The 13,986-nt window shown below is 46.0% G+C and carries 11 protein-coding genes; all 11 read left to right on the top strand.

What is annotated here, in order from left to right:
• Positions 1-2 precede the first annotated feature (2 nt).
• The 11 genes from polX (at position 3) to uvrC (ending at position 13,925) form a co-directional block, all read left to right on the top strand.
• The gene (gene polX / locus V6D44_RS14990) at positions 3-1,715 is read left to right on the top strand and encodes a DNA polymerase/3'-5' exonuclease PolX (protein WP_289347835.1); all 1,713 of its coding nucleotides are present in this window, start codon (positions 3-5) and stop codon (positions 1,713-1,715) included.
• A gap of 20 nt (positions 1,716-1,735) precedes the next feature.
• Positions 1,736-4,093 (top strand): endonuclease MutS2, encoded by a 2,358-nt coding sequence (locus V6D44_RS14985; protein ID WP_333516663.1) that lies wholly within the window; start codon positions 1,736-1,738, stop codon positions 4,091-4,093.
• A 14-nt stretch (positions 4,094-4,107) separates the two neighbouring features.
• Positions 4,108-4,512 (top strand): DUF350 domain-containing protein, encoded by a 405-nt coding sequence (locus V6D44_RS14980; RefSeq protein ID WP_003222485.1) that lies wholly within the window; start codon positions 4,108-4,110, stop codon positions 4,510-4,512.
• Between the two features lie 188 nt (positions 4,513-4,700).
• A complete protein-coding gene (locus V6D44_RS14975; protein ID WP_202326985.1) occupies positions 4,701-6,389 on the top strand; it encodes an AMP-binding protein in 1,689 nt (562 codons plus the stop codon).
• A 110-nt stretch (positions 6,390-6,499) separates the two neighbouring features.
• Complete coding sequence (gene fadR, locus V6D44_RS14970) at positions 6,500-7,084, top strand: fatty acid metabolism transcriptional regulator FadR (RefSeq protein WP_202326993.1); 585 nt, start codon at positions 6,500-6,502, stop codon at positions 7,082-7,084.
• A 14-nt stretch (positions 7,085-7,098) separates the two neighbouring features.
• On the top strand, positions 7,099-7,875 hold the full coding sequence (locus V6D44_RS14965; protein WP_087992367.1) for an enoyl-CoA hydratase: 777 nt from the start codon (positions 7,099-7,101) through the stop codon (positions 7,873-7,875).
• A 14-nt stretch (positions 7,876-7,889) separates the two neighbouring features.
• Positions 7,890-8,663: an electron transfer flavoprotein subunit beta gene (gene etfB / locus V6D44_RS14960; RefSeq protein WP_087992366.1), complete on the top strand. Its 774-nt coding sequence runs from the start codon at positions 7,890-7,892 to the stop codon at positions 8,661-8,663.
• 35 nt (positions 8,664-8,698) lie between these two features.
• Positions 8,699-9,676, top strand: coding sequence for an electron transfer flavoprotein subunit alpha (gene etfA, locus V6D44_RS14955; protein ID WP_087992365.1), 978 nt, complete (start codon positions 8,699-8,701; stop codon positions 9,674-9,676).
• Between the two features lie 214 nt (positions 9,677-9,890).
• Positions 9,891-11,378, top strand: coding sequence for an alpha-L-arabinofuranosidase AbfB (abfB, locus tag V6D44_RS14950; protein WP_333516662.1), 1,488 nt, complete (start codon positions 9,891-9,893; stop codon positions 11,376-11,378).
• A gap of 324 nt (positions 11,379-11,702) precedes the next feature.
• Positions 11,703-12,017, top strand: coding sequence for a thioredoxin (gene trxA / locus V6D44_RS14945; protein WP_087992363.1), 315 nt, complete (start codon positions 11,703-11,705; stop codon positions 12,015-12,017).
• 135 nt (positions 12,018-12,152) lie between these two features.
• Positions 12,153-13,925 (top strand): excinuclease ABC subunit UvrC, encoded by a 1,773-nt coding sequence (gene uvrC / locus V6D44_RS14940; RefSeq protein WP_333516661.1) that lies wholly within the window; start codon positions 12,153-12,155, stop codon positions 13,923-13,925.
• Positions 13,926-13,986: the final 61 nt, after the last annotated feature.

Genomic DNA, 13,986 nt, shown 5'->3' with positions numbered 1-13,986 from the left:
TTATGCATAAAAAAGATATTATCAGGCTGCTTGAAACCATTGCAGTCTACATGGAACTCAAAGGGGACAATCCGTTTAAAATATCTGCCTTCCGAAAAGCTGCGGCAGCCCTGGAACAGGACGACCGCAGTTTATCAGAAATGGACGATATGATGTCGCTGTCCGGCATCGGAAAAGGTACGTACAGCGTCATTAAAGAGTATATAGATGAAGGAAAGTCAAGCACGCTCGAATCGCTGCAGAAAGAAGTGCCGGAAGGGCTCGTGCCTTTATTGAAACTGCCGGGGCTCGGCGGCAAAAAAATCGCAAAGCTGTATAAGGAGCTCGGCGTACATGATGCAGAATCTCTGAAGGAAGCCTGTGAACAGCAAAAAGTACAAGGCCTTGCGGGCTTTGGCAAAAAATCAGAAGAAAAAATATTACAGGCGCTCGGTGAAGCCGGAAAACAGCCAGAACGGTTCCCGATCGGCTACGCCCTTCGGATTGCCCGGGATATTGAAGAGCATCTTGGTCAATTTACAGATATCATCAAGTTTTCTCGTGCCGGAAGTCTCCGCAGAGCCCGGGAAACGGTGAAGGATCTGGATTATATTATTGCCACAGATCATCCGGCTGAAATAAGGGAGCAGCTTCTTGCACTGCCAAACATCAAAAGCGTCATTGCGAGCGGAGATACGAAGGTATCTGTCATCCTTTCTTTTGAATATGAGACAAGCGTCGATTTCCGCCTTGTGACGGAAGAGCAGTTTCCGACAACACTCCATCATTTTACGGGATCAAAGGATCACAATATTAAGATGCGCCAGATCGCGAAAGAACGAGGCGAGCGGATCAGTGAATACGGCGTCGAGACAGTTGAAACCGGAGCCATTAAAACATTTCCTAGTGAACGTGAATTTTATGCGCATTTCGGCCTGCCGCTGATTCCGCCGGAGCTCCGTGAAAGCGGGCAAGAAGTGGAAACCTACAGCGACAGCATTGAACTGATAGAGCCCGAGCAAATCAAAGGAGATCTCCACATGCACTCAACGTGGAGCGATGGCGCGTTTTCGATCAGAGAGATGGCTGAAGCATGCATGAAAAAAGGCTATCAATACATGGCGATCACCGATCACTCGCAATATTTAAAGGTCGCCAACGGACTGACTGCAGAAAGGCTCAAGCAGCAGGCAAAAGAAATTGACGCGCTGAATGCGGAATTCGAGAACTTCCGGATCTTGAAGGGTGTCGAGATGGATATCCTGCCTGACGGTACACTCGATTATGATGACGACGTACTGGCGGAAATGGATATTGTCATTGCATCGATTCATTCCAGCTTTAATCAGCCGGAACACGTCATTATGAAACGCCTTGAGACGGCACTTGCCAACAAGCATGTTGACATTATCGCACATCCGACCGGACGCCTGATCGGCAGACGGGCCGGTTACGAAATCGATATTGACAAGCTGATTGAGCTAGCGAAGAAAACAAATACGGCGCTTGAGCTTAACGCCAACCCTGCGCGCCTCGATCTGCGCACAGAGCATTTAATCAAAGCAAACGAACAAGGGGTTACATTGGTGATTAATACCGATGCCCATAATAGTGAGATGTTAGACGATATGAAAACCGGCGTTACTGCCGCGCGCAAAGGATGGACGGAAACGAAAAACGTTCTGAATGCCCGGTCGCTTGAAGACGTAGAGGCATTCCTGAAGCGCAACGATTAAGTAAGGAGGCTCACACAATCGTGCAGCAAAAAGTATTATCATCACTTGAATTTCATAAAGTGAAAGAACAGGTTATTGAGCACGCCGCATCATCGCTCGGAAAAGAAATGCTTCTCCAGCTTAAGCCTTCTGCTTCTATAGACGAAATCAAAAAACAGCTGGATGAAGTAGATGAAGCTTCTGCCATTATCCGGCTGAGAGGCCGGGCGCCATTTGGCGGCCTTGTTGATATCAGAGGAGCGTTAAGACGGGCGGAAATCGGCAGCGTACTCAGTCCCTCAGAATTCACTGAAATCTCAGGCTTGCTTTACGCAGTTAAACAAATGAAACATTTTATCAGCCAAATGGCTGAAGATGGCGTCGACATCCCGCTGATTCATCAGCATGCTGAACAGCTTATTACGCTGTCGGATTTAGAGCGGGAGATTAATTCCTGCATCGATGATCACGGAGAAGTGCTTGATCATGCGTCAGAAACATTAAGAGGAATCCGGACACAGCTCAGAACACTCGAATCGAGAATCAGAGACCGATTAGAGTCAATGCTGCGCTCCTCTTCCGCTTCAAAAATGCTGTCCGATACGATCGTTACGATCCGGAATGACCGTTTTGTTATTCCGGTCAAACAAGAGTACAGATCGAGCTACGGAGGAATCGTGCACGACACCTCTTCCTCAGGCGCGACGTTGTTCATTGAACCGCAGGCGATTGTAGATATGAACAACTCGCTTCAGCAGGCGAAAGTGAAAGAAAAGCAAGAAATTGAACGGATCTTACGCGTGCTGACAGAGCAAACGGCAGAGCATACAGAGGAACTCTTTCAAGATTTGCAAGTGCTGCAGACGCTTGATTTTATCTTTGCAAAAGCAAGATACTCAAAAGCGGTCAAAGCGACAAAACCGATCATGAACGACAGCGGCTTTGTCCGTTTGAAAAAAGCCCGCCACCCATTGCTTCCGCCTGACCAGGTTGTTGCCAATGACATCGAGCTTGGCGGTGATTTTTCAACCATTGTCATTACAGGGCCAAACACCGGGGGTAAGACAGTAACCCTCAAAACGTTAGGGCTATTAACCTTGATGGCGCAATCCGGTCTTCATATTCCGGCAGATGAGGGGTCAGAAGCCGCGGTATTTGAGCATGTGTTCGCTGATATCGGCGATGAACAATCGATTGAGCAAAGCTTAAGTACGTTCTCATCCCATATGGTGAACATTGTCGGCATTTTAGAGCAGGTCAATGAAAACAGCCTGGTGCTCTTCGATGAACTGGGCGCAGGGACAGACCCTCAAGAAGGGGCGGCCCTCGCCATGAGCATCCTGGATGACGTGCATCGCACCAATGCTAGAGTGTTAGCCACGACGCATTATCCGGAATTGAAGGCGTACGGCTATAACAGAGAAGGCGTCATGAACGCCAGCGTCGAATTTGACATCGAAACGCTATCACCGACTTATAAACTTTTAATTGGTGTGCCGGGACGAAGCAACGCCTTCGAAATTTCAAAACGCCTTGGACTTCCAGCTCATATTATCGGGCAGGCGAAGTCAGAAATGACAGCCGAGCATAACGAAGTCGATACGATGATTGCGTCGCTCGAACATAGCAAAAAACGCGCGGAAGAAGAGCTATCTGAGACAGAATCAATCAGAAAAGAAGCAGAAAAGCTGCACAAAGAGCTCCAGCAGCAAATCATCGAGCTCAACAGCAAAAAAGACAAAATGCTCGAGGAGGCTGAACAGCAAGCGGCTGAAAAAGTAAAAGCTGCAACGGAAGAAGCCGAAGACATTATTCATGAATTGCGCTCAATCAAAGAAGAACACAAATCCTTCAAGGATCACGAGCTGATCAACGCGAAGAAAAGGTTAGAAGGCGCAGTTCCTACTTTTGAAAAGTCCAAAAAACCAGAAAAACCGAAACCGCAAAAACGTGATTTCAAGCCTGGTGATGAGGTGAAAGTCCTCACCTTCGGGCAAAAAGGAACACTGCTCGAAAAAACCGGCGGCAATGAATGGAATGTTCAAATCGGCATATTAAAAATGAAAGTAAAAGAAAAAGATTTGGAGTTTATCAAATCAGCTCCGGAACCAAAAAAAGAAAAAATCATTACGGCGGTCAAGGGGAAGGATTACCACGTATCGCTTGAACTTGATCTTCGGGGTGAACGCTATGAAAATGCCCTTAGCCGTGTTGAAAAATACTTGGATGATGCAGTGTTAGCCGGATATCCAAGAGTGTCAATTATCCACGGAAAAGGAACCGGCGCTTTGAGAAAAGGCGTGCAGGATCTTCTGAAAAACCACCGCAGCGTCAAAAGCTCCCGTTTCGGTGAAGCAGGTGAGGGAGGATCAGGCGTTACGGTTGTTGAACTAAAATAAAAGGGAGTATGGCCATGAGTGATTTTTGGGAAAACGAGCTTGTGGAAATCGCGGCGTATTACAGTGTCGCGGTTCTCTGCCTCGTCCTCTTTTTGACTGTGTTTGAACTGGTGACGGCTTATAAAAACTGGGAAGAGATTCAAAAAGGAAATCTTGCGGTGGCAATGGCGACCGGCGGAAAAATTTTGGGGATCGCAAACGTATTTCAGCATTCCATCTCCCAGCACAATTCTCTGCTGCAAATGATCGGCTGGGGCGTGTACGGGTTTGTTATGCTTCTGCTCAGCTACTTTATTTTTGAGTTTTTGACTCCGCGGTTTAAAATTGATAAAGAAATTGAAAATGATAACCGGGCTGTCGGTTTTATTTCATTTGTCATTTCTGTCGGGCTTTCATTTGTGGTGGCAGCCGGAATATAAGGGGACGGAGAATCGATGGAAAAGCTTGCAAAGGTACTGCTCGCCGCGGCGGGAATCTTTTTGTTAATCGGTCTTATATATCTGTTCGTATCATGAGAAAAAGAAAGATTTACCTTTCTTTTTCTTTTTTTTGCCGTCCATCTGCTATAATGATAGGGTGGAACTCTAAAACCGAAAGGGGAGGTTTTATGCAGTCTCAAAAGCCGTGGCTTGCCGAGTATCCTGACAATATCCCGCATGAGCTTCCGTTGCCGAACCAAACCCTGCAATCCATCCTGACAGACTCCGCCGCACGATTCCCTGACAAAACCGCCGTATCTTTTTATGGAAAAAAACTCACCTTTCATGACATTCTGACGGATGCGCTTAAACTCGCAGCTTTTTTACAGTCCAATGGCCTGCAAAAAGGAGACAGAGTGGCTGTCATGCTGCCCAATTGCCCGCAATCAGTCATTTCTTATTATGGCGTCTTGTTTGCCGGCGGTATCGTGGTCCAGACGAACCCGCTCTATACCGAGCGCGAGCTTGAATACCAGCTGAGAGATGCTGAGGCAAGCGTGATCATCACCTTAGATTTGCTTTTTCCGAAGGCGATAAAAATGAAAACGTTATCAATAGTGGATCAGATTTTAGTAACCAGCATAAAAGACTATTTGCCTTTTCCGAAAAATATTCTTTATCCACTGACGCAAAAACAAAAAGTACAAATTGATTTTGACAAAAAAGATCACATTCACACGTTCGCCTCCAGCGTGAAACAGGAAAAAATGGAGCTCCTGACAATCCCAAAGATCGAGCCTGAGCATGATATTGCTGTTCTCCAGTATACCGGAGGAACAACGGGGGCTCCAAAAGGGGTCATGCTCACGCACCGGAATATCTTGGCCAATACCGAAATGTGCGCGGCTTGGATGTACGATGTAAAGGAAGGTGCTGAAAAAGTGCTTGCCATCGTACCGTTTTTTCACGTTTACGGACTGACGGCAGTGATGAATTATTCGATGAAGCAAGGCTTCGAAATGATTCTTCTTCCTAAGTTCGACCCGCTCGAAACGCTTAAAACCATCGACAAACAAAAACCGACGCTCTTTCCAGGCGCACCGACGATTTACATTGGTCTTTTGCATCACCCCGAATTACAGCAATATGATCTGTCATCCATTAAAAGCTGTCTTAGCGGATCAGCCGCACTCCCTGTTGAGGTAAAGCAGAAATTTGAAAAGGTGACTGACGGAAAGCTTGTGGAAGGCTATGGTTTGTCTGAGGCATCCCCTGTGACGCACGCCAATTTTATCTGGGGGAAGAACAAGCCCGGCAGTATCGGCTGTCCTTGGCCGAGTACGGACGCCGCGATCTATTCTGAAGAGACGGATGGGTTTGCCGCTCCGTATGAGCATGGAGAAATCATTGTTAAAGGGCCGCAAGTGATGAAAGGATATTGGAACAAACCGGAGGAAACCGCCGCTGTACTGAGAGATGGCTGGCTGTTCACCGGAGACATGGGCTATATGGATGAAGAGGGCTTTTTCTATATTGCCGACAGGAAGAAGGACATCATCATCGCCGGCGGCTATAATATTTACCCGCGTGAAGTAGAAGAAGCGCTTTATGAACATGAAGCCATCCGGGAAATTGTCGTTGCAGGTGTGCCGGATTCCTACAGAGGGGAAACAGTAAAAGCATTTGTCGTGTTGAAGAAAGACGCAAAAGCCGATGCAGAAGAACTGGACGCTTTTGCCAGATCCCGCCTCGCTCCCTACAAGGTGCCGAAAGCCTATGAATTCAGAAAAGAGCTGCCAAAAACGGCGGTAGGAAAAATTTTAAGAAGGCGTTTACTTGAAGAAGATGCCGAAAATCATCATATCAATAACTCATGACATAAGAAAAAGAGAACACCTATGAATAAACTTGACAAAGTCGAAAATCCTCCTTATCATGAAATTATGAATGAATAGTCATTCATTTCAATAGGAAGGAACGATGAACTTTGAAGCAAAAACGGCCAAAGTATATGCAGATTATTGATGCAGCAGTAGAAGTCATTGCGGAAAACGGCTACCACCAGTCACAGGTATCCAAAATCGCCAAACAAGCCGGAGTAGCGGACGGCACCATCTATCTCTATTTCAAAAACAAAGAAGACATTTTAATTTCTCTTTTTAAAGAAAAAATGGGCCAATTTATTGAGCGGATGGAAGAGGACATAAAAGACAAGGAGACAGCCAAAGAGAAATTAGCGCTTGTGATTTCAAAGCATTTTTCCCTTTTGGCGGATGACCATAATCTCGCGATTGTCACTCAGCTTGAGCTCCGCCAGTCCAACTTGGAGCTGCGCCAGAAGATCAATGAAATATTAAAGGGCTACTTAACTATTTTAGAGGGCATTTTGACGGAAGGCATACAATCAGGCGAATTAAAAGACGGCCTCGATGTCCGCCTCGCCCGGCAGATGATTTTTGGAACGATTGACGAAACCGTGACAACTTGGGTTATGAATGACCAAAAGTACGATATAGCTGCCTTATCAGACAGCGTTTTAGAATTGTTGGTGTCCGGAATTCACAATAAGTAAAGGAGTTCTGTCCTATGAATGCAATATCACTGGCAGTTGATCAATTTGTGGCAGTTTTGACGATTCACAATCCGCCAGCTAATGCGCTTTCCAGCCGAATTTTAGAAGAGCTCTCCTCCTGTCTAGATCAATGTGAGACAGATGCAGGCGTACGAAGCATTATCATTCATGGTGAGGGAAGATTTTTCTCAGCGGGCGCTGATATTAAAGAATTTACATCGCTAAAAGGCAATGAGGATTCCTCAGAGCTGGCTGAGCGCGGCCAGCAGCTGATGGAAAGAATTGAAGGCTTCTCTAAACCGATTATCGCAGCGATTCACGGTGCTGCACTTGGCGGCGGTCTTGAGCTTGCGATGGCGTGTCATATCAGAATCGCCGCAGAAGATGCCAAGCTGGGGCTCCCGGAACTTAACCTCGGTATCATTCCGGGTTTTGCGGGAACACAGCGTCTTCCGAGATATATAGGTATAGCCAAAGCATTAGAGCTCATTGGATCAGGAGAACCGATATCCGGAAAAGAAGCGCTTGATCTCGGACTTGTTTCAATTGGAGCAAAGGATGAAGCAGAAGTGCTTGAAAAAGCAAATGCGCTTGCCGCTAAGTTTGCGCAAAAAAGCCCGCAAACGCTGGCATCTCTGCTTGAGCTTCTTTATTCAAACAAGGTTTATTCCTATGATGGCAGCTTAAAGCTTGAAGCAAAGCGGTTTGGAGAAGCATTTGAGTCAGAGGACGCCAAAGAAGGCATCCAGGCATTTCTCGAAAAAAGAAAGCCTCAGTTCAAAGGCGAATAAAAGGGGATATGATCATGAATCTATTTGTACTGATGAAACGGACGTTTGACACAGAAGAAAAAATCGTCATTGAAGCAGGAAAGATTCAGGATGACGGAGCGGAATGGATCATTAATCCATACGACGAGTACGCGATAGAAGAAGCCATCCAGCTGAAGGAAAAGCACGGCGGCACGATCACTGCCGTCACTGTCGGCGGTGAAGAAGCGGAAAAGGAATTGCGTACGGCGCTTGCCATGGGATGTGACCAAGCCGTTTTAATCAACATAGAAGATGATCTTGAAGAACCCGACCAATATTCCATTTCTCAAGTTTTATACCACTATATGAAGGATCAAGATTTTGATTTAATTCTCGGCGGAAATGTTGCCATTGACGGAGGATCAGGACAAGTCGCGCCTCGGCTTGCCGAGCTGCTGGATATTCCGTGCATCACTACGATCACCAAACTCGAAATCAATGGCACTGATGCAGAAGCAGAAAGGGACGTCGAAGGGGATGTTGAGAAAATCAAAACCACACTTCCATTGCTTGTCACAGCTCAGCAGGGTTTAAACGAACCGCGTTACCCATCGCTTCCGGGCATTATGAAGGCCAAGAAAAAACCACTTGAAGAGCTAGAGCTTGATGATCTTGATCTTGACGAAGAGGATGCCGAACCAAAAATGAAAACCATTGAACGTTTTCTGCCGCCGAAAAAAGAAGCCGGGAAGCTTCTCCAAGGTGATCCTGCCGAACAGGCAAAAGAGCTCGTCTCATTGCTCCGCAGCGAAGCTAAAGTCATATAAAGCTTGGACATTCAAAGAAACAGGGGGATGTTAGAATGGGAAAAAAAGTGATCGTACTCGGAGAAATTCGCGATGGAGAATTGCGGAATGTCACCTTTGAAGCATTAGCTGCAGGAAGAACCATTTCAGGCGATGGAGAAGTCATCGGTGTTCTCATCGGAGAAAATGTACAAAACATTGCACAGGAGCTTATCCATTACGGAGCAGATAAAGTTCTCACAGCCGAGGATCCGAAGCTGAAAGCCTATACGGCAGACGGATACAGCCAGGTCATGAGGGTCATTATTGACCAAGAAAAGCCCGATTCGGTCATATGCGGGCACACGGCAATGGGCAAGGATCTCTCACCAAAACTTGCGGCCCGGCTGCAAACAAGCTTAATTTCTGATGCTACAGATGTAAGCGTTACCGGAGAAAATGTCGTATTCACAAGGCCGATTTACTCGGGAAAAGCATTTGAACGTGTGATTTCAACCGATCCCATGATTTTTGCAACGATTCGTCCCAATAACATTCAAGCTTCAGAAATAGACGCCGGCAGGTCGGGGAGTATTGAAAGCGTTGATGTTTCTCTTACTGACCTCCGCACCGTTATCCAAGAGATCGTGAAAAAAACAGCGGACGGCGTTGATCTCTCCGAAGCCAAAATTATCGTTGCGGGCGGCCGCGGAGTCAAAAGCAAGGAAGGATTTCAGCCGCTGCAGGAGCTTGCCGAGGTGCTGGGAGCCGCAGTCGGAGCCTCTCGCGGGGCGTGCGACGCTGACTATTGCGATTACGCTCTCCAGATCGGACAGACCGGGAAAGTCGTCACCCCGGATTTGTACATCGCCTGCGGCATTTCCGGCGCCATCCAGCATTTAGCCGGCATGTCAAACAGCAAGGTCATTGTCGCCATCAATAAAGATCCTGAAGCCGATATTTTTAAAATAGCGGATTATGGCATCATAGGCGATTTATTTGAAGTGGTTCCATTATTAACTGAGGAATTCAAACAATTAAATATTCACTCGTAAAGGAAACCCCGGACTGCTGAAGTTCGGGGTTTTTTATATGTTTAAATACATACGTACAAATAAATATATAACGAAAAATATCGTTGACATGTACGAACATATATAATATGGTTACTTTAAAAGCGCTTACATTCATGCTGACTCCTCAGACAAAAGACAGATCACATATTTGACTGTGGTGCTTTTCATATTCGTATGAAAGGAATGATCAGGCATGTCTAAACATCAAGCAGTGATCCAGACAGATATTGTAAAAGGAACCATTAACAAAAATATATACGGTCATTTTGCGGAGCATTTAGGAAGAGGGATTTATGAGGGGATTTGGGTCGGATCGGACTCAAGCATTCCCAATATAAACGGAATACGAAAGGATGTGCTGGAAGCGCTCAAGCAGCTTCACATTCCCGTCCTCAGATGGCCGGGCGGGTGTTTTGCGGACGAATACCATTGGGCAAACGGTGTCGGTGACCGAAAGACGATGCTTAACACGCACTGGGGCGGAACAGTTGAATCAAATGAATTCGGAACGCATGAATTTATGATGCTTTGCGAGCTGCTTGAATGCGAGCCTTATATTTGCGGAAATGTCGGAAGCGGAACCGTTCAGGAAATGGCGGAATGGATCGAGTATATGACGTTTGATGCAGGCACGCCGATGTCAGACTGGAGAATACAAAATGGAAGAGAGGAGCCCTGGAAGCTGAAATATTTCGGTGTGGGCAATGAAAACTGGGGTTGCGGCGGAAACATGCACCCTGAATACTATGCTGATCTGTACCGACGTTTTCAAACCTATGTCCGCAATTACAGCGGCAATGAAATCTATAAAATTGCAGGCGGTGCAAATGTAGATGACTTTAATTGGACGGACGTGCTCATGAAAAAAGCCGCCGGCCTGATGGACGGATTGAGCCTTCATTATTACACGATTCCGGGTGATTTCTGGAAGGGCAAAGGATCAGCGACAGAATTCACGGAGGATGAATGGTTCATTACGATGAAAAAAGCCAAATACATCGATGAATTGATTCAAAAACACGGTACGATTATGGACCGGTACGACCCGGAGCAGCGGGTCGGGCTGATTATTGACGAATGGGGCACGTGGTTTGATCCTGAGCCAGGCACGAACCCTGGATTCCTTTATCAGCAAAACACCATTCGTGATGCACTGGTCGCGGCTTCTCATTTCCACATTTTCCATCAGCATTGCCGCAGGGTGCAAATGACCAACATCGCCCAAACGGTAAACGTTCTTCAAGCGATGATTTTGACTGAGGGAGAGCGGATGCTTTTGACACCGACGTACCATGTATTTGATATGTTTAAGGTACACCAGGATGCTTCTCTTTTAGACACTGAAACAACCTCCGCTGCCTATGAATGGAAGGGGGAAACGCTGCCGCAAATCAGTATTTCAGCATCGAAACATGCGGAAGGTGATATCAATATCACGATTTGCAACATCGACCATCAAAACAAAGCGGAGGCCGAAATTGAGCTGAGAGGTCTTAACAAGACTGCGGACCATTCCGGATTCATTCTCACGGCAGAAAAAATGAATGCGCATAACACGTTTGACGATCCTCATCACGTCAAACCGGAATCTTTCAGCCGATATACCCTCAACAAAAACAAACTGAAAGTAAAACTGCCGCCCATGTCGGTCGTCTTACTCACGCTGCGTGCGGATTCTTAATCGCGCGAGAGCGCCGGAGCTTCATGCCGGCGCTCTTTTTCAGGTTTTAAAACAGCTCCGGGAGGGCATGGTAAAGTACATGACAGTGAAGAGGAGATGTTAGCTTATGCTTCGTACAATTCTAATGATCATCGGGGCTATTGTAGTGATCGGGGCAATTATCAGATTCGTGTTTTAATAAAAGTGACATATCCCATTCAATCCAGATAAAAATGAGTAAACCGATTGTGATCAGGAAAAAATAATTTGTAAGCATTAAAATAGCGTGAACGAATGGGAGATGCTATACTAAAAATCATCATTCACAATTGGAGGAATTCAATAATGGCTATCGTAAAAGCAACTGATCAATCTTTCCCAGCTGAAACAAGCGAAGGCGTCGTACTGGCTGACTTCTGGGCTCCTTGGTGCGGACCTTGTAAAATGATTGCGCCTGTTCTTGAAGAACTGGATCAAGAAATGGGAGACAAACTGAAAATCGTAAAAATCGATGTGGATGAAAACCAAGAAACAGCCGGAAAATACGGCGTTATGAGCATCCCGACACTTCTTGTGTTAAAAGACGGAGAAGTTGTTGAAACTTCTGTCGGCTTCAAACCGAAAGAAGCACTTCAAGAGCTTGTAAACAAACATCTTTAATTTACGGCTGCTTACATGCCAGAGCGATTCCGATTGAGGGATCGCTTTTTTTATTCGCCAATTGTGAACCATAGAGAAAAACAAACGTTCGTGTTAAACTGGAAACAAAGGACTAAATATAAGGAAGGGTAACATATGAACAAACAACTGAAAGAAAAACTCGCCCTCCTTCCTGATCAGCCCGGATGTTATCTGATGAAGGACCGACAGCAGACTGTGATCTACGTAGGAAAAGCGAAAGTGCTGAAAAACAGAGTGCGCTCCTACTTCACCGGTTCTCACGATGCGAAAACACAAAGGCTTGTGACGGAAATCGAGGATTTTGAATATATCGTGACGTCCTCTAATCTCGAAGCGCTTATTTTAGAAATGAATTTGATCAAAAAGCATGATCCGAAATACAATGTCATGCTGAAAGACGATAAAACCTACCCTTTTATAAAACTCACCCACGAACGCCATCCAAGGCTGGTTGTCACCCGCAATGTCAAAAAAGACAAAGGGCGCTATTTTGGGCCGTACCCGAATGTGCAAGCAGCAAGGGAAACAAAAAAACTGCTCGACCGTCTGTATCCTCTCAGAAAATGCTCCAAACTGCCGGACAGAGTGTGCCTTTACTATCATCTGGGCCAATGTCTCGCTCCTTGCGTAAAGGATATTTCCGAAGAGACGAACAGAGAGCTGGTTGAGAGCATTACCCGATTCTTAAAGGGCGGCTATAATGATGTCAAAAAAGAGCTTGAAGAGAAAATGCATGAGGCTGCGGAGAATCTTGAGTTTGAAAGGGCAAAAGAGCTTCGCGACCAAATGGCCCATATTGACTCAACGATGGAAAAACAAAAAATGACGATGAACGATTTAGTCGACCGTGACGTATTCGCTTACGCATACGATAAGGGCTGGATGTGCGTACAGGTCTTTTTCATCCGGCAAGGAAAGCTCATTGAACGCGATGTCAGCATGTTCCCGCTCTATCAGGAAGCTGATGAAGAGTTCCTTACGTTCATCGGGCAGTTCTATTCAAAAAACAACCATTTCCTTCCAAAGGAAATTTTAGTTCCGGACAGCGTAGATCAATCCATAATTGAGCAGCTGCTGGAAACAAACGTCCACCAGCCGAAAAAAGGCCCGAAAAAAGAACTGCTCATGCTGGCCCATAAAAATGCGAAAATCGCGCTGAAAGAAAAATTCTCCTTAATCGAACGGGATGAGGAGCGCTCATTCGGGGCTGTGCAGAAGCTCGGTGAAGCCTTGAATATTTATACGCCTCACAGAATCGAAGCGTTTGATAACTCAAACATACAGGGGACAAACCCGGTTTCCGCGATGATCGTGTTTATCGACGGCAAACCGAACAAAAGGGAATACCGCAAATATAAAATCAAAACCGTTACAGGCCCGGATGATTACGGCTCAATGAGAGAGGTCGTCAGAAGGCGCTATTCAAGAGTGCTTCGTGAAAACCTGCCGCTGCCTGATCTGATCATCATTGACGGAGGAAAAGGGCAGATCAACGCTGCAAGGGATGTCATTGAAAATGAACTCGGTCTGGATATTCCCATTGCCGGTTTAGCGAAAGACGAAAAACACAGAACCTCAAATTTACTCATCGGGGATCCGCTGGAGGCGGTGTATCTGGAACGAAACAGCCAGGAATTTTATCTTCTGCAGCGCATCCAGGACGAGGTGCACCGGTTCGCGATCAGCTTTCACAGGCAAATCCGCGGTAAAAGCGCGTTTCAATCCGTATTGGACGACATTCCGGGTATCGGAGAGAAAAGAAAGAAAATGCTGTTAAAGCATTTCGGTTCTGTTAAAAAAATGAAGGAAGCAAGCCTTGAGGACCTCAAAAAAGCGGGTGTTCCCGCAGCGGCGGCTCAGCTCCTTTACGACAAATTGCAAAAATAATGTTGTCCTTTTAAAAAAGATCTGATAAAATGTGAACTAATTTCATAGTTAGATCGTGTTA

This window comes from Bacillus sp. 0209A (genome assembly GCF_036765095.1).
Taxonomy (GTDB): domain Bacteria; phylum Bacillota; class Bacilli; order Bacillales; family Bacillaceae; genus Bacillus; species Bacillus subtilis_G.
Note: the sequence above shows the minus strand (reverse complement) of the source record. Positions and strands in the feature narration are given on the sequence as shown.

Excerpts from the sequence above, each read along its gene's own strand:
- polX (WP_289347835.1), top strand. The coding sequence starts at position 3 with ATGCATAAAAAAGATATTATCAGGCTGCTTGAAACCATTGCAGTCTAC.
- V6D44_RS14980 (WP_003222485.1), top strand. The coding sequence starts at position 4,108 with ATGAGTGATTTTTGGGAAAACGAGCTTGTGGAAATCGCGGCGTATTAC.
- V6D44_RS14975 (WP_202326985.1), top strand. The coding sequence starts at position 4,701 with ATGCAGTCTCAAAAGCCGTGGCTTGCCGAGTATCCTGACAATATCCCG.
- V6D44_RS14965 (WP_087992367.1), top strand. The coding sequence starts at position 7,099 with ATGAATGCAATATCACTGGCAGTTGATCAATTTGTGGCAGTTTTGACG.
- etfB (WP_087992366.1), top strand. The coding sequence starts at position 7,890 with ATGAATCTATTTGTACTGATGAAACGGACGTTTGACACAGAAGAAAAA.
- etfA (WP_087992365.1), top strand. The coding sequence starts at position 8,699 with ATGGGAAAAAAAGTGATCGTACTCGGAGAAATTCGCGATGGAGAATTG.
- abfB (WP_333516662.1), top strand. The coding sequence starts at position 9,891 with ATGTCTAAACATCAAGCAGTGATCCAGACAGATATTGTAAAAGGAACC.
- trxA (WP_087992363.1), top strand. The coding sequence starts at position 11,703 with ATGGCTATCGTAAAAGCAACTGATCAATCTTTCCCAGCTGAAACAAGC.
- uvrC (WP_333516661.1), top strand. The coding sequence starts at position 12,153 with ATGAACAAACAACTGAAAGAAAAACTCGCCCTCCTTCCTGATCAGCCC.